The sequence below is a fragment of the Bradyrhizobium lablabi genome, from assembly GCF_001440475.1.
GTDB classification, from domain to species: Bacteria; Pseudomonadota; Alphaproteobacteria; order Rhizobiales; family Xanthobacteraceae; genus Bradyrhizobium; species Bradyrhizobium lablabi.
Window position 1 is genome coordinate 112773 of the sequence record NZ_LLYB01000123.1, and the last position, 18251, is coordinate 131023.

The 18251-nt window shown below is 64.3% G+C and carries 18 protein-coding genes; 8 read left to right on the forward strand and 10 right to left on the reverse strand.

The annotated features are described in order from the left end of the window. The first annotated feature begins 102 nt into the window (after positions 1 to 102). Positions 103 to 1635 carry a 2,3-bisphosphoglycerate-independent phosphoglycerate mutase gene (gene gpmI / locus CQ14_RS34435; RefSeq protein ID WP_057862201.1) on the forward strand — a complete coding sequence of 511 codons (1533 nt, stop codon included), beginning with the start codon at positions 103 to 105 and terminating at the stop codon, positions 1633 to 1635. Positions 1636 to 1652: 17 nt separating this feature from the next. Here gpmI and dapB read toward each other — a convergent pair whose 3' ends face one another. The 7 genes from dapB to dnaK form a co-directional block, all read right to left on the reverse strand. Next, positions 1653 to 2468: a 4-hydroxy-tetrahydrodipicolinate reductase gene (dapB, locus tag CQ14_RS34440; RefSeq protein WP_057862202.1), complete on the reverse strand. Its 816-nt coding sequence runs from the start codon at positions 2466 to 2468 to the stop codon at positions 1653 to 1655. 70 nt (positions 2469 to 2538) lie between these two features. After that, entirely contained in the window at positions 2539 to 2841 is a 303-nt protein-coding gene (locus CQ14_RS34445; protein WP_057862203.1) for a DUF1330 domain-containing protein, read from the reverse strand. A gap of 34 nt (positions 2842 to 2875) precedes the next feature. Beyond that, a complete protein-coding gene (pyrF, locus tag CQ14_RS34450) occupies positions 2876 to 3586 on the reverse strand; it encodes an orotidine-5'-phosphate decarboxylase (protein ID WP_057862204.1) in 711 nt (236 codons plus the stop codon). Between the two features lie 6 nt (positions 3587 to 3592). Then, positions 3593 to 4171, reverse strand: a complete 579-nt coding sequence (locus tag CQ14_RS34455; RefSeq protein ID WP_057862205.1) for an NADPH-dependent FMN reductase — start codon at positions 4169 to 4171, stop codon at positions 3593 to 3595. 46 nt (positions 4172 to 4217) lie between these two features. Beyond that, positions 4218 to 4817 (reverse strand): class I SAM-dependent methyltransferase, encoded by a 600-nt coding sequence (locus tag CQ14_RS34460; protein WP_057862206.1) that lies wholly within the window; start codon positions 4815 to 4817, stop codon positions 4218 to 4220. A 204-nt stretch (positions 4818 to 5021) separates the two neighbouring features. Beyond that, entirely contained in the window at positions 5022 to 6155 is a 1134-nt protein-coding gene (gene dnaJ / locus CQ14_RS34465; RefSeq protein WP_057862207.1) for a molecular chaperone DnaJ, read from the reverse strand. 144 nt (positions 6156 to 6299) lie between these two features. After that, a complete protein-coding gene (gene dnaK / locus CQ14_RS34470) occupies positions 6300 to 8201 on the reverse strand; it encodes a molecular chaperone DnaK (protein ID WP_057862208.1) in 1902 nt (633 codons plus the stop codon). A gap of 557 nt (positions 8202 to 8758) precedes the next feature. On the opposite strand from dnaK, the gene CQ14_RS34475 reads away from it, so the two are divergent. Both CQ14_RS34475 and pncA read left to right on the forward strand, forming a co-directional pair. After that, a complete protein-coding gene (locus tag CQ14_RS34475) occupies positions 8759 to 9709 on the forward strand; it encodes a hypothetical protein (RefSeq protein WP_082650157.1) in 951 nt (316 codons plus the stop codon). A gap of 101 nt (positions 9710 to 9810) precedes the next feature. Next, positions 9811 to 10524 carry a bifunctional nicotinamidase/pyrazinamidase gene (gene pncA, locus CQ14_RS34480; RefSeq protein ID WP_057862209.1) on the forward strand — a complete coding sequence of 238 codons (714 nt, stop codon included), beginning with the start codon at positions 9811 to 9813 and terminating at the stop codon, positions 10522 to 10524. A 129-nt stretch (positions 10525 to 10653) separates the two neighbouring features. On the opposite strand, the gene grpE is transcribed toward pncA, so the two are convergent. Together grpE and hrcA are read right to left on the reverse strand one after the other, a co-directional pair. After that, a complete protein-coding gene (grpE, locus tag CQ14_RS34485; protein ID WP_057862210.1) occupies positions 10654 to 11268 on the reverse strand; it encodes a nucleotide exchange factor GrpE in 615 nt (204 codons plus the stop codon). A 118-nt stretch (positions 11269 to 11386) separates the two neighbouring features. Further along, positions 11387 to 12475, reverse strand: a complete 1089-nt coding sequence (hrcA, locus tag CQ14_RS34490; RefSeq protein WP_057862211.1) for a heat-inducible transcriptional repressor HrcA — start codon at positions 12473 to 12475, stop codon at positions 11387 to 11389. Positions 12476 to 12690: 215 nt separating this feature from the next. On the opposite strand from hrcA, the gene rph reads away from it, so the two are divergent. Genes rph through hemW form a run of 3 tightly spaced genes read left to right on the forward strand, consistent with a single transcriptional unit; the run spans position 12691 to position 15207 of the window. Beyond that, positions 12691 to 13404 (forward strand): ribonuclease PH, encoded by a 714-nt coding sequence (gene rph / locus CQ14_RS34495; RefSeq protein ID WP_057862345.1) that lies wholly within the window; start codon positions 12691 to 12693, stop codon positions 13402 to 13404. Positions 13405 to 13415: 11 nt separating this feature from the next. After that, entirely contained in the window at positions 13416 to 14045 is a 630-nt protein-coding gene (gene rdgB / locus CQ14_RS34500) for an RdgB/HAM1 family non-canonical purine NTP pyrophosphatase (protein ID WP_057862212.1), read from the forward strand. Then, positions 14038 to 15207 (forward strand): radical SAM family heme chaperone HemW, encoded by a 1170-nt coding sequence (hemW, locus tag CQ14_RS34505; protein WP_057862213.1) that lies wholly within the window; start codon positions 14038 to 14040, stop codon positions 15205 to 15207. Before rdgB ends, hemW begins: the two co-directional genes overlap by 8 nt. Positions 15208 to 15458: 251 nt before the next feature. On the opposite strand, the gene CQ14_RS34510 is transcribed toward hemW, so the two are convergent. After that, positions 15459 to 16670 carry a penicillin-binding protein activator gene (locus tag CQ14_RS34510; RefSeq protein ID WP_057862214.1) on the reverse strand — a complete coding sequence of 404 codons (1212 nt, stop codon included), beginning with the start codon at positions 16668 to 16670 and terminating at the stop codon, positions 15459 to 15461. A gap of 204 nt (positions 16671 to 16874) precedes the next feature. Here CQ14_RS34510 and rsmI point away from each other — a divergent pair, with 204 nt between their 5' ends. Both rsmI and CQ14_RS34520 read left to right on the forward strand, forming a co-directional pair. Then, a complete protein-coding gene (rsmI, locus tag CQ14_RS34515) occupies positions 16875 to 17828 on the forward strand; it encodes a 16S rRNA (cytidine(1402)-2'-O)-methyltransferase (RefSeq protein WP_057862215.1) in 954 nt (317 codons plus the stop codon). After that, on the forward strand, positions 17815 to 18225 hold the full coding sequence (locus CQ14_RS34520) for a YraN family protein (protein WP_057862216.1): 411 nt from the start codon (positions 17815 to 17817) through the stop codon (positions 18223 to 18225). Before rsmI ends, CQ14_RS34520 begins: the two co-directional genes overlap by 14 nt. Positions 18226 to 18251: the final 26 nt, after the last annotated feature.

Sequence of the window (18251 nt, forward strand, 5' to 3'; positions counted from 1 at the left end):
GAGCCGACGCAGTTGCCCCTCTCCCGGCGTGCCCAACAGTGACGATTGACGATCGCAAATTGATCGCTCACAACCCCTGTCTCAACAGTGGAAGGTGAGCCCATGCAAGAACGTCGTCCGGTGATGCTGGCCATATTGGATGGCTGGGGCTGGCGCGAAGACCCGGCCGACAATGCCGTTCGGCAGGCTCACACACCGAATTTCGATCGTCTCTGGGCCACGAGCCCGCACGCACTCCTGAAGACGTCGGGACGCGATGTCGGACTGCCCGATGGTCAGATGGGCAATTCCGAAGTTGGACATTTCAACATCGGCGCAGGCCGCATCGTGATGCAGGACCTGCCGCGGATCAATGACGCGATCGCGTCCGGCAGTATCAAATCCACCGAAGCGCTCCGCTCCCTGATCCAGGCGCTGAAGCAGAGCAGCGGCACTTGCCATCTCGTCGGCCTGGTCTCTCCCGGCGGGGTACATTCGCATGAGGACCACGCCGCGGCGCTGGCCGGCATCCTCACCGACAACGGCGTGCCATCGGTCGTGCACGTCCTCACGGATGGCCGCGATACGCCGCCGAAATCGGCGATCGATAGTTTGATGCGGCTGGAAGCTGCGCTTCCGCCGTCGGTCCCGGTTGCCACCGTGATTGGACGATACTACGCGATGGACCGCGACAAGCGCTGGGATCGCGTAGCCAGGGCCTATAACGCTATCGTCGAAGCCGAAGCTCCGCGATTCCCCGACGCGCGATCGGCGATATCTGAGGCGTATGCAAAGAATCTCACTGACGAGTTCGTCGAACCGTCGGTGATCGGCAATTACGGCGGCATCCGGGACGGCGACGGTGTGCTGTGCTTCAACTTCCGCGCCGATCGCGTCCGCGAGATTCTTGGCGCGATGCTTGATCCGTCGTTTGCTGCTTTCCCGCGCGGGCGCAAGGTTCATTTCGCCGCCGCGGTCGGGATGACGCAATACAGCGACGTTCTGGACAAGCTGATGCACACGATATTTCCGGCGGAGACGTTTCCGAACATCTTGGGGGAAGTCACGTCTGCCGCGAACCGCACCCAATTGCGCCTCGCCGAAACGGAAAAATATCCCCATGTCACCTATTTTCTCAACGGTGGACGAGAGGAGCCCTTTCCCGGCGAAGACCGCATCATGGTGCCCTCGCCCAAGGTCGCAACCTACGACCTGCAACCGGAAATGTCGGCGCCGGAGTTGACGGCAAAAGTCGTGGAGGCAATCGACTCGGGCAAGTACGACTTGATCGTCCTGAACTATGCCAATCCCGACATGGTGGGCCACACGGGAAGCCTGCCGGCCGCGATCAAAGCGGTCGAAACCGTCGATACCGGGCTCGGGAAAATCGCAGATGCGATTCAAAGAGCTGGTGGCGCGCTGCTGGTTACTGCCGACCACGGCAACTGCGAGATGATGCGTGACCCCGCAACTGGCGGACCGCATACCTCGCACACAACGGGGCCGGTGCCGCTGTTGCTCCAGGGCGGCGGCGACGTGTCATTGGCGGACGGCCGATTGGCAGACATTGCCCCGACGTTGCTCGACTTGATGCAATTGCCGAAGCCGACAGACATGACCGGCGTGTCATTGCTGCGCCCGCAGAAACGAGACTAGGCGATGGCGTTTTCGATCTAGAAGTCGGTCAGGCCGAGCACGTCGGTCATCGTGTAGAAGCCGGGTGCCTTGCCCCGCGCCCACAGTGCGGCCTTGACGGCACCCATCGCGAACATGGTGCGATCCTCGGCGCGATGGGTCAGTTCGATCCGCTCCATGGCGCCTGCGAAGATCACGCTGTGATCGCCGGTGACAGTGCCGCCGCGCAGCGAGGCAAAGCCAATGTCGCCAGGCCGTCGCGCGCCGGTCTCGCCGTCGCGGCCGCGCGCGGAGCGGGCATGCAGGTCGACGCCGCGGCCGGCGGCGGCGGCTTCGCCGAGCAGGAAGGCCGTGCCCGACGGCGCGTCGATCTTGGCCTTGTGGTGCATCTCGACGATTTCGATGTCGAAACTTTCGTCCAGCGACTGCGCGACGCGCTTGACCAGGGCTGCAAGCAGATTGACGCCGAGGCTCATATTACCGGACTGCACGACGACGGCACGCGAGGTGACGCTCTTGATGACAGCCATGTCTGACGCCGACAGCCCGGTCGTGCCGATGACATGGACCAGGCCGCGTTGGGCGGCGATGGCGACATTGGCGATGGTGGCGCCCGGAATGGTGAAATCGACAATCGCGTCGGCGTTGGCCGACAGCGCCCACAGGTCGGCCGAAAGTTTGACGCCGTTTTCCGGCAGCCCGGCCAGCACGCCGGCATCCTTGCCCAGAAGTTCCGATCCCGGCGCTTCCAGCGCACCGGTCAGAACCGCACCCGGCGTCTCGGAAATGACGCGCACCAGCGCGCGGCCCATCCGGCCGCCGGCCCCCGCAACGATCAATCGCATATTGGCCATGGCTTTTACCTCTGCTGGGGGTATAGCCGGGGCGGGCTATTACGGCAACCAATCAGGGTTCCATCAGCCGTCACGGCTGCGGGCCGTCATAGCCCTCGATGACGATCAGCTCCGCGATCGAGTGCGGCTGCCGCAGCTTGATGTTGGCCTGGTACTCCGGCGAATGGTAGCAGGCCAGCGCCTGCTCGTAGCTGTCGAACTCGATCACCACGTTGCGCGAGCGGCTCTGGCCCTCGACGGCAGTGAATTGGCCGCCGCGCACGACATAGCGGCCGCCGAATTTCTTGAAGATAGCGGGGTTGGCCGCCGCATAGGGCTTGTAGCCCTCGTCATTGTTCACGTCGACGCGACCGATCCAGTAACCTTTGGCCATTTCACTTCTCCCGTTTCTTGTCTCGTTGGTTTCGCTAACCCAGCGCCTGCCTGATTTCCGCCTGGACGGCATCCGCCGCCGCCCTGGGATCGGCGGCTTCCGTGATCGGGCGTCCGACCACCAGATAGTCCGCGCCGGCGGCAATCGCCCGCGCCGGCGTCATGATACGCTTCTGGTCACCGGTCGCAGTACCCGCCGGGCGAATGCCCGGCGTCACCAGGTTCATCTGGTGGCCGACGATCTTGCGCAACGCCGCCGCCTCTTCCGGCGAACTGACGAGGCCGTCGACGCCGAGCACCTGCGCCTGCTGCGCGCGCGCTTCCACCAGGTCCGAGACGTTGAGGCGATAGCCCGCGGCATGCAGATCGCCGTCGTCATAGGAGGTCAGCACGGTGACGGCGAGAATCTTCAAGCCCGATCCGGAGCGGGCCTCGACCGCGGCCTTCATGGTCTGCGGATAGGCATGCACCGTGAGAAAGGTCGCGCCGAGTTTGGCGACGCTCTCGACGCCGCGCGCCACCGTGTTGCCGATGTCGTGCAGCTTGAGATCGACGAATACCTTCTTGCCCGACTTCGCCAGTTGCTGCACCAGCGGCAATCCGCCGGCATAAGCGAGCTGGTAGCCGATCTTGTAAAAACTCACGCTGTCGCCGAGTCGCGCGATCATCGCTTCTGCCTCAGTCACCCCAGGCAAATCGAGTGCGACGATCAGGCGGTCCTTAGGCGCGATATCGGCTGGCTGCATGTCACCTCACATCATGCGTTGGGAAATGTCGATCAACTGCCGCACCATGGCTTTCAGCCCGTCGCTGTCGGCGGCATTCTTCAGGCGGTCCATCTCGTCATAGGCATCATCGGCGAAGGCAAGCGCGAACTGGTTCGGGATCACCTGGGCATGGCAGGCCGACAGGATCAGCCGGAGCGCGGCCAGCGCGCGGGCGCCGCCGAGCCGGTTGCCGGAGGCGGAAGCAATCGCAAACACCCGGTCGCGAAACACCTGCCCGCGAGTCTCGTGTGCATCCTGCACCCGGCTCACCCAGTCGATGGTGTTTTTCACCAGCGCCGGCACCGAGGAATTATATTCCGGCGTCACGATCAGCACGCCGTGATGGGCTCCCATCATGCGCTTCAGATTGACCGCGTGCTTCGGCACGCCGGACTTCGCCTGCAGGTCGCCGTCATAGATCGGCAGCGGAAAATCGGACAGCGAGATGCGGGTGACTTCGGCGCCTTGCTGCGCCAGCGCATGGGCCGCAACGGCGGCCAGCTTCGCATTCAGCGAGCCTGACCGTAGCGATCCCGGGATCACGAGGATTTTCAGCGCGGACATATTTGAATTCGTATTCGGGGCAGATCCGCCACGCGAATACGTGGCATCAGCCCTTGCGATACACCCAGACCCGGGCGGGCGGAAGGTTCATCCAGATCCGCTCGGAGGCTTCTGTGGACACGCCCGGCAGCGATTTCGGGATCGGCGGCGCGACCGAATAGGTGAACTGCACGAAGGGCGCCCCGGGGGCAAGCGCGACGAAGGCGTCGCGGATCAGCTTCAGGCGCGTCAGCATCGGTTTTGTCACAAGCGGCAGGCCAGAGACCACGGCGGAAGCCGGCGCGTCCAGGACGTCCTTCAGCGAGGAGCGTAGCGCATAGGCGTCGCCCTGCACCACCTTGGCCTGCGGATAGCGGTCGCGCAGCAGCGCGCAGAAGCCCGGATTATACTCGACCAGCACGAGACGCTTTTGATCGACGCCGTGTTCGATCAGCGCGTTGGTGATTGCGCCGGTCCCGGGCCCAAGTTCGACGACCGGTCCTTGCGCTTCGACGTCGACATATTCCGCCATGGTCCGGGCGAGCAACTTGCTCGACGGCATCACCGCGCCCATGTGCAGCGGCTTTTCAATCCATGAACGAAGGAAGCGAACCTCATCATCGAGACGAGGCTTCTTCAACGCACGCACGGACGATTGCAAAGGCATGTCGCTACCAGGCGGGACCCCGCTGACGAGCGGGATGTCAGAAAACAGTCATAAACACGTATAGGTCGACGGGGATATGGTCAAGCCAAACGGTAATGCGTCAGCCACGCCAAAGTGCCCGCGATCCCGCGATAAGACACTGTGCAAGCTGAATGAATCATGACTGCGCGACGCCGCGCTGTCCGGCTATCTCCGCGCGTGCGGCTACGAGCCCGCGCGGTTGCCGAAGAAGTCCTTGACCTTGGTGAAGAAGCCCGCCGCTTCCGGCTGGGTGGCCCCCGACGACAGTTTTTCGAACTCGGCAAGCAGTTCCTGCTGCTTCTTGGTCAGATTCTGCGGCGTTTCGACCATCACCTGGACATACATGTCGCCGGTCTGGCGCGAGCGCAGCACCGGCATGCCTTTTGATGCAATGCGGAAACGGCGGCCTGACTGTGTTCCAGCCGGCACTTTCACCTTGGTCTTGCCCTTGTCGATGGTCGGGACCTCGAACTCGCCGCCGAGCGCGGCTGACACCATCGAGATTGGAACCCGGCAATGCAGATCGGCGCCGTCGCGCTGAAAGAATTCGTGGGTCGCCAGCGACAGGAAGATATAGAGATCGCCGGGCGGCCCGCCGCGAACGCCGGCCTCGCCCTCACCGGCCAAGCGGATACGCGTGCCGTCCTCGACGCCTTGCGGAATGTTGACCGACAGCGTGCGGTCGCGCGTCACCCGTCCCGAGCCCGAGCAGTTCGGGCAGGCGTCCTCGATCATCTGGCCGCGGCCCTGACAGCCGGGACAGGTCCGCTCGAGCGTGAAGAAGCCCTGGGCCTGGCGGACGCGGCCGGCGCCGCCGCAGGTCGAGCAGGTCTTCGGCTTGGTGCCGGCCTTGGCGCCGGTGCCCGAACAGGGCTCGCAGGTGACGGAAACCGGAATCTCGATCTGCGCGGTCTTGCCCTGAAAGGCTTCCTCGAGCGTGATTTCCATGTTGTAGCGCAGGTCGGCGCCGCGCTCGCGGCCGCCACCGCGGCCACGCTGCCCGGCCATGCCGAACAGGTCTTCGAAAATATCGGAGAATGACGAGGCAAAGCCCGCGCCGAAGCCGGGGCCGCCGCCGCCCATGCCCTGCTCAAACGCGGCATGGCCATAGCGGTCATAGGCGGCGCGCTTCTCGCCGTCCTTCAGGACTTCGTAGGCTTCGTTGATTTCCTTGAACTTCACTTCGCTGGAGGCGTCGCCCGGATTCTTGTCCGGATGCCATTTCATCGCGAGCTTGCGGAAGGCCGCCTTGAGCTTGGAATCGTCCGCGCTTCGTTCGACTTCCAGGGTTTCGTAATAGCAGCGCTTGGTGGACATTAGTCAAACCCGCCCGAATTTCGTCTTCGTACCGAAAACACCCTCAATCGAGGATGCCGCCATCGGCTTAAAGAAAAATGACCCCCACCCATCGAACGCAAGCCGCGCGCTCTGTTGGATGAGGGTCATGATCGAAAGCCCGCTTTAAGCTGACTTCTTGTTGTTCTTGTCGTCGTCGACCTCGGTGAACTCCGCGTCGACCACGTCATCCTTGGCAGCATCCCGCTTGGCGTCCGCCTCGGCCTGCTGCTTGTACATGGCCTCGCCGAGCTTCATCGAAGCCTGCGCCAGCGTGTTGGTCTTGGCCTTGATGGCCTCGGCATCCTCGCCCTTCAGCGCTTCCTTCAGGTCGCTGACGGCGTCCTCGATGGCGCGGCGCTCGGACTCTTCGACCTTCGAACCGTGCTCGGCCAGCGCCTTCTCGGTGGAATGCACCAGCGCGTCGGCATGGTTCTTGGCGTCGACCGCCTCGCGTCGCTTCTTGTCTTCGGCCGCATTGGCCTCGGCGTCCTTGACCATCTTCTGGATGTCGGATTCCGACAGGCCGCCGGATGCCTGGATCCGGATCTGCTGCTCCTTGCCGGTCGCCTTGTCCTTGGCCGAGACGTTGACGATGCCGTTGGCGTCGATGTCGAAGGTGACCTCGATCTGCGGCATGCCGCGCGGCGCCGGCGGAATGCCCATCAGGTCGAACTGGCCGAGCACCTTGTTGTCGGCCGCCATTTCGCGCTCACCCTGGAAGACGCGGATGGTGACGGCGTTCTGGTTATCCTCGGCGGTCGAGAACACCTGGCTCTTCTTGGTCGGGATCGTGGTGTTGCGGTCGATGATGCGGGTGAACACGCCGCCCAGCGTCTCGATGCCGAGCGAAAGCGGGGTCACGTCGAGCAGCAGCACGTCCTTGACGTCGCCCTGCAGCACGCCGGCCTGGATCGCCGCGCCGATGGCGACGACTTCGTCCGGGTTGACGCCCTTGTGCGGCTCCTTGCCGAACAGCTGCTTCACGACTTCCTGCACTTTGGGCATGCGCGTCATGCCGCCGACCAGCACCACTTCGCCGACTTCGGCGGCGGTCAGGCCAGCGTCCTTCAGCGCTTTGCGGCACGGCTCGATGGTCTTCTGGACGAGATCGTCGACCAGCGCCTCGAACTTGGCGCGCGTCAGCTTCATCGTCAGATGCTTCGGGCCGGTCTGGTCCGCCGTGATGAACGGCAGGTTGATTTCGGTCTGCGCGGTCGAGGACAGCTCGATCTTGGCCTTTTCAGCGGCCTCCTTCAGGCGCTGCAGGGCGAGCTTGTCGTTGCGCAGGTTGATGCCCTGCTCCTTCTGGAACTCGTCGGCGAGATAGCTGACGAGGCGCATGTCGAAATCTTCACCGCCGAGGAAGGTATCGCCGTTGGTCGACTTCACCTCGAACACGCCGTCGCCGATTTCGAGAATCGAGACGTCGAAGGTGCCGCCGCCGAGGTCGTAGACCGCGATGGTGCCGGATTTCGATTTGTCGAGACCGTAGGCGAGCGCTGCCGCCGTCGGCTCGTTGATGATGCGCAGCACTTCGAGACCGGCGATCTTGCCGGCGTCCTTGGTGGCCTGGCGCTGCGCGTCGTTGAAGTAGGCGGGTACCGTGATGACGGCCTGCTCGACCTTCTGGCCGAGATGGGCTTCCGCGGTCTCCTTCATCTTCTGCAGGATGAAGGCCGAGACCTGCGAGGGCGAATAGGTCTTGCCGTCGGCTTCGACCCAGGCGTCGCCGTTCGATGCCTTGACGATCTTGTAGGGAACGAGCTTCTTGTCCTTCTCGACCATCGGGTCGTCGTAGCGGCGGCCGATCAGGCGCTTCACTGCGAAGAACGTACGCTCGGGATTGGTCACCGCCTGGCGCTTGGCGGGCTGGCCGACGAGACGCTCGCCATCATCGGTCACGGCAACGATCGACGGCGTCGTGCGCATGCCTTCGGCGTTCTCGATGACTTTGGCAGTCTTGCCGTCCATTACGGCGACGCACGAATTCGTGGTGCCGAGATCGATCCCAATGACCTTTCCCATGGTCCTCATATCCTTCTTTTTGCGGCAGGTTGGCTGGGCCCTGGACGGCGCACCTAACCGAACCCCCAACGTTCAAATACTCGCGATATTGCGACGGTGAGCCTCATATAGGAGGGTGGGTTATGCCTGCAAGGACCGAACGCAAGCTTAAGGCCTGAAAAGCCTGATGTTTGAAAGAATGTGTCAGCCCGGGCGGGCCTGGGCCGGCACCTGGAGCCGCGTTAAGAAGTCGGCAAGGCCGCTCATTGCCCGCGCCACGGAGGCGTTGCGCATTGGCCCGCCGCCGCGCTCCGAGGGGGAGCGGTATTTGGCCGCTGGAGGCGCCTCAAAAACAGCCCGGAGACGGGGCAGAAACGCGCAAAAAAGCCGATATATCGGAACGTAACGGGGGAACGGACGCCCACCCTGCCCTGTTGCAGGGACGTCAAAACCGCTAAAAGCGGGCCGAATGGAACGACCCCGTCGTTCCCCCAAGGCCCGAAAGATTCCATTCGAGATTCCACGCGCTGCATCGTCCGGCCGCTGAACGGCCTCCATGCAAACCCGGTAGATCCTCCATGACGCCCCTTCGATACTTTGCTGCGGTTGCCCTGATCGTTGCCGCCAATTCCTTTGTCTTCTCTTCCGCGTTTGCCGCCGACCCGGTCTTCCCGCCGGGTGCCAGGGTCGGCATGACGCCGCTGGTCGGCCTCAACAAGGCGAGGGCGTTCATCGGATTCGAGACCGAGGACCAGGGCGTCAAGGTTCTGGTCGCGGACCTGCCGGCCGAGGCCTATGGCGAGGTCGCCAATGCCTTCAAGGCCAACCCGGGCGGCGCCGGCGGCATCAAGCCGGAGAGCATCGAGACATCAGCAGGACTTGGTTACTACACGGTCGAAAACGGCAAGGATGGCGCAACCAATGTGCGCCGCTATTCGATGATCCTGCCAGGCCCGACCTTCTCCGGCTATGTCGCCGTTCAGGTGCCGGAGAACGCCTCGAAGATCTATACCGACGATGCCATCCGCCAGATGTTCGCGTCCGCCACGATTCGCAACGAAGTGCCGGTCGAGGAGCAGCTCGGCCTGATGCCGTTCAAGATGAGCGAGCTCTCGAGCTTCAAGAACATCCGCACGCTGGCGCCGGGCGCCGCCCTCATTCTCTCCGACAGCGATGAAAAGAAGGGCTTTGAGATCGCGCCCTTCATGATCATCGGCCTGATCGGCTCGACGGCGGCCTCGCCCGACGATCGCGGCCGCTTTGCCCAGCAGATCGCGACCACCATTCCCGGCGTGCGCGACGGGCGGATCACGATGTCCGAGCCGGTCCGCATCGATGGCCAGCCCGGCTACGAGACGCGGATCGACGCCGTCAGCGGCAAGGACAATACGCCTGTCACCATCGTGCAATGGCTGCGGTTCGGCTCCCAGACCTCGATGCGCATCATCGGCTCCTCGCCGCGCGACGACTGGACCAAGGCCTTTCCCCGCTTCCGCGCCGTGCGCGACGGCATTCATCCGCGGGGCTGATCGCGAAATTTGCGGCCCACGCCGCAATTTCGAGCTTTCGTTCGTACACACATGGAACTAGCCTTTTCCCCTGTAGGGTTCGCAAACAGGGGAGACGCGCTATGCTTTCTCGCAGGCTGGTTCTGACAGGTATCGGCGCGACATCGGTCGCTGCCCTCGCACCAGGAGCAATCATGGCCGCACCGATCAAGCCGGATAACGCTTCGGCGCTCATCGTCATCGACGTGCAAAACTGTTTCCTTCCCGGCGGCAGCCTCGCGGTCAAGGACGGCGATCAGGTCGTGCCCATCATCAACCGCATCGCCAAGGGCTTTGCCAATGTGGTGATGACGCAGGACTGGCACACCGCGGACCACGTCTCCTTCGCGACATCGCATTCCGGCAAGAAGCCGTTCGAGACGGTCGATCTTCCCTACGGCAAGCAGGTGCTGTGGCCGGATCATTGCGTGCAGGGCACCGAGGGCGCGTCGCTGTCGAAGGATCTCGCGATCCCGCACGCCGGGCTCGTGATCCGCAAGGGCTTCAACAAGAACGTCGACAGCTATTCGGCCTTCACCGAGGCCGACGGCAAGACCTCGACGGGGCTCGCGGCCTATCTGAAGGCGCGCAAGGTGAAACGGGTGTTCCTCGCCGGCCTCGCCACCGACTACTGCGTGGCATGGAGCGCGCTCGATGCGCGCAAGGCCGGCTTCGAAACCTATGTGATCGAGGACGCCTGCCGCGGCATCGACCTCCAGGGCTCGCTCGCCAAGGCATGGGCCGACATGACCAAGGCCGGCGTCAAGCGTATCAAGTCGGACGAAATCGCAGTGTAAGGCGTAAAGCGGACGACTCTGTCAGACCCCCATCCTGAGGCGCCGCGCTAGCTGCGTCTCGAAGGATGAAGGCCCCAGTCGGGCCGCATGGTTCGAGACGGCGCATGTGCGCCTCCTCACCATGAGGATCTAAGCCGCGCTGTTCGGCTCATTGTTCGCCGGCGCGGCCTTGGCCCCGCCCTTGGAGACGCCGACCAGCGCCGGGCGCAGGATGCGTTCGCCGATCATGAAGCCGGCCTGCACGACCTGGACCACCGTGCCCGATGGCACCGACGGATCGGGCACTTCGTACATTGCCTGCTGGAAATTCGGATCGAACTTCTCGCCGGACGGGTCGAACTTCTTGACGCCGTTCTTCTCCAGCGTGTTGAGCAGCGAGCGCTCGGTCAGCTCGACGCCTTCGATGAAGGCCTTGATGCCGGGATCGGCGGTCTCTTTCACATCTGCCGGGATCGCATCGAGCGCGCGCTGCAGATTGTCGGCGATTTCGAGAATGTCGCGGGCGAAGCCGGTGATGCCATAGGCACGCGCGTCAGCGACCTCCTTGGCGGTGCGCTTCCGCAGGTTTTCCATCTCCGCCAGCGTGCGCAGCATCTTGTCGCGCGCTTCGGTCGCCTCCTTGACCAACAGCTCCATCGATCCTTCCTCGGGATCGTCGGGCATGATGTAGGGCTTTGAGACCACGGGCTCGCCCGTCTCTGCCGGGTTTGCCGTGTTGTCATTCGGCCGCTTGGGATCGGTCATAAGGCTGCCTTCTCAAAAAACGCGTCTGGCTCAATGGGGATTTGCTGCCCGCGATATCGTGCTTTAGCGGCCGAAAATCAAGCGCGACCAGCCCGGATTAGGGTCGATTCATGGCTGATCAGCCGCCCAGCATCCGGCTGACGATCCGGGCGGCATAATCCACCGTCGGAATCACCCGTGCATAATTGAGCCGGGTCGGCCCGATCACGCCGAGAACGCCGACGATGCGGCCGGACGCATCGCCATACGGTGCGATGATGGTGGAGGAACCGGACAGCGAAAACAGCTTGTTCTCCGATCCGATGAAGATTCTAACGCCCTCGGCGCGCTCGGCGCGGCCCAACAGGTCGATGACGCCGCGCTTGGTCTCGAGATCGTCGAACAGCGACTTGACGCGTTCGAGATCTTCCAGCGCGTGCAAATCTTCCAAGAGATTGGCGTGGCCGCGCACGATCAGTTGGCGCTCCTCGTGCTCGCCGCCGGACCAGCTGGCAAGGCCCGCCTCGATCACCTTCTGCGTCAGTTGATCGAGCTCGACGCGGCTCTGCGTCATGGCGTTTTCCAGCTCAAGGCGCGCTTCGGCCAGCGTGCGGCCGCGAATCCGCGCATTGAGGAAGTTGCTCGCTTCGGTCAACGCCGAGGAAGGAACGCCGGGCGGCAGCGCCAGCACGCGGTTTTCGACCTGGCCGTCTTCGCCGACCAGCACGACCAGCGCACGCTCCGGCTCCAGCCGCACGAATTCAATGTGCTTCAGCCGCGAATTGGATTTCGCCGTCAGCACCACGGCAGCCGCGCGCGTCAGGCCGGACAGCCGCGTCAGCGCCTCGCCGAGGGCAGCCTCGACCGATTGCGCGCGACCGACGGAAGCAAGCTGGTTCTGGATCGATTCGCGTTCCGGGCCGGTGAGGTCGCCGACCTGCATCAAGGCATCGACGAAGAAGCGCAGGCCGAGTTCGGTCGGCAGCCGGCCTGCCGACGTATGCGGCGCGTAGATCAGGCCGAGCGCTTCGAGGTCCGACATCACGTTGCGGACCGAAGCTGGCGACAGCGGCACCGCGATCAGGCGAGAAATGTTGCGCGAGCCGACCGGTTCGCCGGTGGCGAGATAACTTTCGACGATTTGACGAAAAATGTCGCGCGACCGCTCGTTGAGCTGAGCCAGCCCGGCATGCGGCGCGATCAGTCCAATCGGATCGTGGTGGGCCACTAACTCTTCCTCCCAGCACCCCTAATTTGTCCATCCGGGGCCCCGATGACAAGCGCGCTTTATTCATGGCGTTTTCAGGCAGAATGGCCGTCATTCGCATGAAGAATGCGCGTCAAAACGTCATGAAATTGCAGGCAAAAGCCCTTGCCGCTGCCCGTTCCCCCTCCTACAAGCACCGCAACCGAATTTTAGCCTCGATTTCGAAAGGATTTCCCATGCGGCCAAGCCGCCGTGCGCCCGATCAGTTGCGCCCCGTGTCGCTGGAACGCGGCGTGGTCAAATATGCCGAAGGTTCCTGCATGGTTAAATTCGGCGACACCCATGTGCTGGTCACCGCGACGCTGGAAGAACGGCTGCCGCCCTGGCTGAAGGGTCAGGGCCGCGGCTGGGTCACGGCCGAATACGGCATGCTGCCGCGCGCTACCCTTGAGCGAACCCGCCGCGAGGCCGCCGCCGGCAAGCAGGGCGGCCGCACGGTGGAAATCCAGCGGCTGATCGGCCGCTCGCTGCGCGCGGCCGTCGACCTCGAAGCGCTCGGCGAGCGTCAGATCACGGTGGACTGCGACGTGATCCAGGCCGATGGCGGCACCCGCACCGCCTCGATCACCGGCGCCTGGGTGGCGCTGGCCGACTGCATCGGCTGGATGAAGAGCCGCAACATGCTGAAAACGAACGTTTTGCGCGACAATGTCGCCGCGATCTCCTGCGGCATCTATCAGGGCACGCCGGTGCTCGATCTCGATTATGCCGAGGATTCCGAGGCCGAGACTGACGCCAATTTCGTCATGACCGGCGATGGCCGCATCATCGAGGTGCAGGGCACCGCCGAAAAGACGCCGTTCTCGCAGGACGAGTTCCTGGCGCTGATGGAACTGGCGCGCAAGGGTGTCGCGCGCCTGGTGGACTTGCAGAAGCTGGCCGTCGCGTAGTCTGATTGCATATGCACCGTCGAATCACCGGCCGGCTCGTGATCGCGACCCACAATCCCGGCAAGCTCGCCGAGATGCGGGAATTGCTGGCGCCGCATGGCGTCGAGGCGGTCTCCGCGGGCGAGCTTGGCCTCGGCGAGCCCGAGGAAACCGGCAAGACGTTCCGCGCCAATGCCGCGATCAAGGCGATCGCGGCGGCAAACGCCGCGCAATTGCCCGCCTTTGCCGATGATTCCGGCCTGGTGGTCGATGCCCTCGATGGCGCGCCCGGGATCTACTCGGCGCGCTGGGCCGGCGAGGGCAAGGATTTCATGGCGGCGATGACCCGGATCGAGCGCCTGCTGCAGGAGCGCGGCGCGACCACGCCGGACAAGCGCAAGGCCCACTTCGTCTCCGCATTGTGCGTCGCCTGGCCCGACGGCCATGTCGAGGAGGTCGAGGCACGGGTCGATGGAACTCTGGCTTGGCCGCCGCGCGGAACCGCCGGTTTCGGCTATGATCCGGCCTTCCTGCCCGACGGGCATGCCAGGACCTTTGGCGAGATGACCTCGATCGAAAAGCACGGCCTACCCCCGCTCGGCCTCGGCCTGTCGCACCGGGCGCGTGCCTTCGTCAAACTGGCGGAGATCTGCCTTGGCTAGTCGCGAGCGACCACGCCTCAAAGGGGCCTTCGGCGTCTACGTGCACTGGCCGTTCTGCCTGTCGAAATGCCCCTATTGCGATTTCAACAGCCATGTCCGCCACGCGCCGATCGACGAGCAGCGTTTCGCGCGTGCCTTTGCCCGCGAGATCGGGACCACGGCGGAGCGTGCGCCAGACAAAACCGTCACCTCGATCTTTCTCGGTGGCGGAACGCCGTCGCTGATGCAGCCGCAGACCGTCGGCGCGATTCTCGATGCGATCGGCAAGCACTGGCGCGTCGCCGGCAATGTCGAGGTCACACTCGAGGCCAATCCCACCAGTGTCGAGGCGACACGGTTTCGTGGCTACCGCGCCGCCGGCGTCAACCGCGTCTCGCTTGGCGTGCAGGCACTCGACGACGCCTCGTTGAAAGCGCTGGGACGGCTCCATACTGCACGCGAAGCGCTCGATGCCGTCGCGATCGCCCGCACCGCGTTCGACCGCTACTCGTTCGACCTGATCTACGCCCGCCCCGACCAGACGCCGCAGATGTGGACGGATGAACTGAAGCTCGCGATTTCGGAAGCCGCCGAGCATCTCTCGCTCTACCAGCTCACGATCGAGGAAGGCACGCCGTTCTTCGGCCTGCATGCCGCGGGCAAACTGAAGACGCCGGACGAGACACTGGCGCGCGTGCTCTACGACGTCACGCAGGACGTCTGCGCTTCGCATGGACTGCCGGCCTACGAGATTTCCAATCACGCCCGCGAAGGCGCGGAGTGCCAGCACAATCTGGTCTACTGGCGCGGCGACGAATATGCCGGCATCGGGCCGGGCGCGCATGGCCGCCTCGACATCGACGGCGTCAGGCACGCGACCGCGACCGAGAAGCGGCCGGAGGCCTGGCTGATGCGCGTCGAGGCCAAGGGGCACGGCGTCGTCACCGACGATGACCTGAACAGCGAAGAACGCGCCGACGAATATCTGCTGATGGGATTGCGCCTCGCCGAAGGCATCGATCCCAAACGCTATGCGGCCTTGTCCGGCCGCGCGCTCGATCCGGGCCGCATCGCCATCTTGCGCGAGGAAGGCGCGATCTCCGTCGACGCCGATGGCAGGCTGCGGGTGACGAAGGACGGGTTTCCGGTACTCGACGCCGTCGTGGCGGACCTCGCGGCGTAGCGAGAACGCGTAGCCCGGATGAAGCGCCGCGCAATCCGGGGACAGAGCTCCCCGCTTGCGAGACCTTCCCGGGTTACGCTTCGCTTCACCCGGGCTACGCAATTGCCGAACATGCCGCATGGATCGAGGCGCAGGATGCCGATGATCACATCCCCTATCGTCAGGAGGCGGCGCTGTTCGCCAATATCTACTGGAGCAACCGGCGGCGCTACGAAGCCGAATTCGCGAAGGCGACGAAAACCGGTTAAAAATTACGCCCCAAAGCTCTTCGGCGAACCGGCGACCGGCGTGCTGCCGCCGCTGGCGACCTTCATCACCGCAAGGCCACGCTCGTTGGTACCGTCGGAGCGGAAGCGAAACAGCCCGTCGGTACCGGCAAAGCCGGACGGGTTGGTCAGCGTCTCCGGCGCGAAGCGTTGACCGCCCTGCTTCGACAGTGCGGCGACCAGCGCTACCGCGTCATAGGCGAGCGTTGCGGTGCGCACGGGATCGCTGCCGTATTTGGCGCGGTAGCGGCCGGAGAAGGCGCGGAAGCCCGACGGATCGGGCGCGGCATAGAGCCCGCCCTGCAGTGGCGCGCTGGTATAGACCCGCGGATTGTCCCAGAGCCCGGTGCCGAGCAACTGGATGTTGCGCAGATTCGCGCCCGCTGCGGTCAAGGCATCCGCCGACGCCACGACGGATTCGCCATCGTCGGCGATGAACAGCGCGTCCGCCGAGCCCAGCGACTGCGCCACGGTGCGCGCCGCCCCGGCACGATCGGCGGCGTATTTCTCGAAGGCGACGATGCGCCCCTTGCGGCCGACCGCCTGCTTGAAGGCTGCTTCCACCACATTGCCATAGGCATTGTCCGGCAGCAGCGCCGCGAAGGATTTCTTCCCGATGCTGGCGGAATAGTCGACGATCCGGTTGACGTCGGATTCGGGCAGGAAGCTCAAGAGATAAACGCCGCGCCCGGCGACGCTCGAATCGGTCGAGAACGCGATCACCGGAACGCCCTTCGCGCGCGTCAGCTGCGCGGTCGCAGGCACCGAGGCGGCGAATAGCGGGCCGAGAATGATTTCCGCACCCTCGCCGAGCGCCTGCTGGGTGACCTGCTGGGCACTTTGCGGGACGCCGCCGTCATCCTTGATCAGGAGCTGGATGTTCGGATTCTGGAATTCCGCCAGCGCCATTTCGGCCGCGTTCTTCATCGATTGCGCGGCGACGCCGGCATTGCCGGCGGCCGACAGCGGCAGGATCAGACCGACCTTGACCTGGCCGGCGCCGATCGCGACCGGCTGTTGCTGCGGGCCTGGGGGTCCCTCGGGCGCGGACGGGCCGAACGGGTTGGAAATCGGACTATTGCCGGCGCAGGAGCCGAGCAGCGGCGCGCCGAGAATCAAACCGAGTGCGGTCCGCCGGGTCGGTCCAAACGGACGAATATCCGGGGATCCAGGCTTGCGAATGAGAGGGCCTACCATCTTGTCTCTTCTCTTGACCGACCGCCGTCGGTCAGGACCTCCACCCCAAAACGCGAAGGTAGATTCAGCATATTGTCTGCGAATAGTTAACTAAAACAAAAGGATTACACCCCGCGCGGCGCATGGCCGTTGCCGAAAACATCGACTTGCCCCGGCCCCACCATGATGTGGCGCCGGGCTCGCGGGCGCTCTAGAATTGCCATTATGCGCGCAAGACCCAGTTCCAACTACGGCCCAGACACCGAACCGGGTTCGGTCAACAGAACATTTTTGATCGGCGGCCACATCCTGAATGCGCCGAAGCCGGTTACCGGCCTCTATCTCGTGGCAACCCCGATCGGCAATCTCGGCGACATTACCTTGCGCGCGCTCGAGACCCTGGCCGGCGTCGACATCATCGCCTGCGAGGACACCCGCATCACCCGTCGCCTGATCGAGCGCTATGCGATTTCGGCAGAGCTCAAGCCGTATCACGAGCACAACGCGGCGATGGCGCGGCCGAAGATCCTGGAGCGGCTGGCGCAGGGCGCGTCCATCGCGCTGGTATCGGATGCCGGCACGCCCCTGATTTCGGATCCCGGCTTCAAGCTGGTGCGCGAGGTCTCGGCCGCCGGCCACGCCGTGATCGCCGTGCCCGGCGCATCCTCGGTGCTGACAGCGCTGTCGGTCGCGGCGCTCCCCACCGACCGGTTTTTCTTCGAAGGATTTTTGCCGGCCAAGCAGGTCTCGCGGCGGACCCGGCTCACGGAGCTTTCGCGGATCGACGCCACGCTCGTGATGTTTGAATCCGGCAACCGCGTGCAGGAGACGCTCGCCGACCTCGCGGAAATCATGGCCGGCCGCGACGCCGCGATCTGCCGCGAACTCACCAAACTGCACGAGGAGATCACGCGCGCGCCGATATCGGAATTGGCGAAAGCTGCCGACAGGCTGGAAACCCGCGGCGAGTTCGTGCTCATCGTCGGTCCGCCGCGCAAGGACGCCGATGTCATGACCCAGCACGACCTCGACGATCTCCTGCGCGCCTCCCTGGCGCGCGAAAGCGTCAAGGACAGCGTCGCGCATGCGGTCGAGCTTTCGGGGCGGCCGCGCCGCGAGGTCTATGCCCGCGCGCTGGAGCTCGCAAAAGAAGTCAGGGGCGACGATGGCGAAGACTGACGGCATTCCGCCCGACGCGACCGCCAGGCTTGCCGCGCCCGAGCGGGTCGCCGCCTTTCGCACCGGGCTTTCAGCCGAAGGCCGCGCCGCGGCCTATCTGATGGCCAAGGGCTACCGCATCCTCGCCAAGCGCTTCCGCACCCCCTATGGCGAAATCGACCTGGTGGCGAAGAAGCGCAATCTTGTCGCCTTCATCGAGGTCAAGGCCCGCGCCACCCTCGATGACGCCGCCTATGCGGTCACCCCCCGCCAGCAGGGGCGCATCGTAAATGCCGCGCAAGCCTGGCTGATGGCGCATCCCGAGCATGCCGAATTCGAGCTACGATTTGACGCCGTCCTGATTGCGCCGCGCCGTCTGCCGCGCCATCTGTTAGCGGCATTCGACGCCAGCGTTTAAGATTTCCCTCCAGAGACCCGGACCTT

Coding starts and splice junctions, on each gene's coding strand:
- CQ14_RS34475 (WP_082650157.1), top strand. CDS start 8,759: ATGACGCCCCTTCGATACTTTGCTGCGGTTGCCCTGATCGTTGCCGCC.
- CQ14_RS34510 (WP_057862214.1), bottom strand. CDS start 16,670: ATGGTAGGCCCTCTCATTCGCAAGCCTGGATCCCCGGATATTCGTCCG.
- rsmI (WP_057862215.1), top strand. CDS start 16,875: ATGCGCGCAAGACCCAGTTCCAACTACGGCCCAGACACCGAACCGGGT.
- dapB (WP_057862202.1), bottom strand. CDS start 2,468: ATGGCCAATATGCGATTGATCGTTGCGGGGGCCGGCGGCCGGATGGGC.
- gpmI (WP_057862201.1), top strand. CDS start 103: ATGCAAGAACGTCGTCCGGTGATGCTGGCCATATTGGATGGCTGGGGC.
- grpE (WP_057862210.1), bottom strand. CDS start 11,268: ATGACCGATCCCAAGCGGCCGAATGACAACACGGCAAACCCGGCAGAG.
- CQ14_RS34445 (WP_057862203.1), bottom strand. CDS start 2,841: ATGGCCAAAGGTTACTGGATCGGTCGCGTCGACGTGAACAATGACGAG.
- rph (WP_057862345.1), top strand. CDS start 12,691: ATGCGGCCAAGCCGCCGTGCGCCCGATCAGTTGCGCCCCGTGTCGCTG.
- CQ14_RS34455 (WP_057862205.1), bottom strand. CDS start 4,171: ATGTCCGCGCTGAAAATCCTCGTGATCCCGGGATCGCTACGGTCAGGC.
- rdgB (WP_057862212.1), top strand. CDS start 13,416: ATGCACCGTCGAATCACCGGCCGGCTCGTGATCGCGACCCACAATCCC.
- CQ14_RS34520 (WP_057862216.1), top strand. CDS start 17,815: ATGGCGAAGACTGACGGCATTCCGCCCGACGCGACCGCCAGGCTTGCC.
- CQ14_RS34460 (WP_057862206.1), bottom strand. CDS start 4,817: ATGCCTTTGCAATCGTCCGTGCGTGCGTTGAAGAAGCCTCGTCTCGAT.
- pncA (WP_057862209.1), top strand. CDS start 9,811: ATGCTTTCTCGCAGGCTGGTTCTGACAGGTATCGGCGCGACATCGGTC.
- pyrF (WP_057862204.1), bottom strand. CDS start 3,586: ATGCAGCCAGCCGATATCGCGCCTAAGGACCGCCTGATCGTCGCACTC.
- dnaJ (WP_057862207.1), bottom strand. CDS start 6,155: ATGTCCACCAAGCGCTGCTATTACGAAACCCTGGAAGTCGAACGAAGC.
- dnaK (WP_057862208.1), bottom strand. CDS start 8,201: ATGGGAAAGGTCATTGGGATCGATCTCGGCACCACGAATTCGTGCGTC.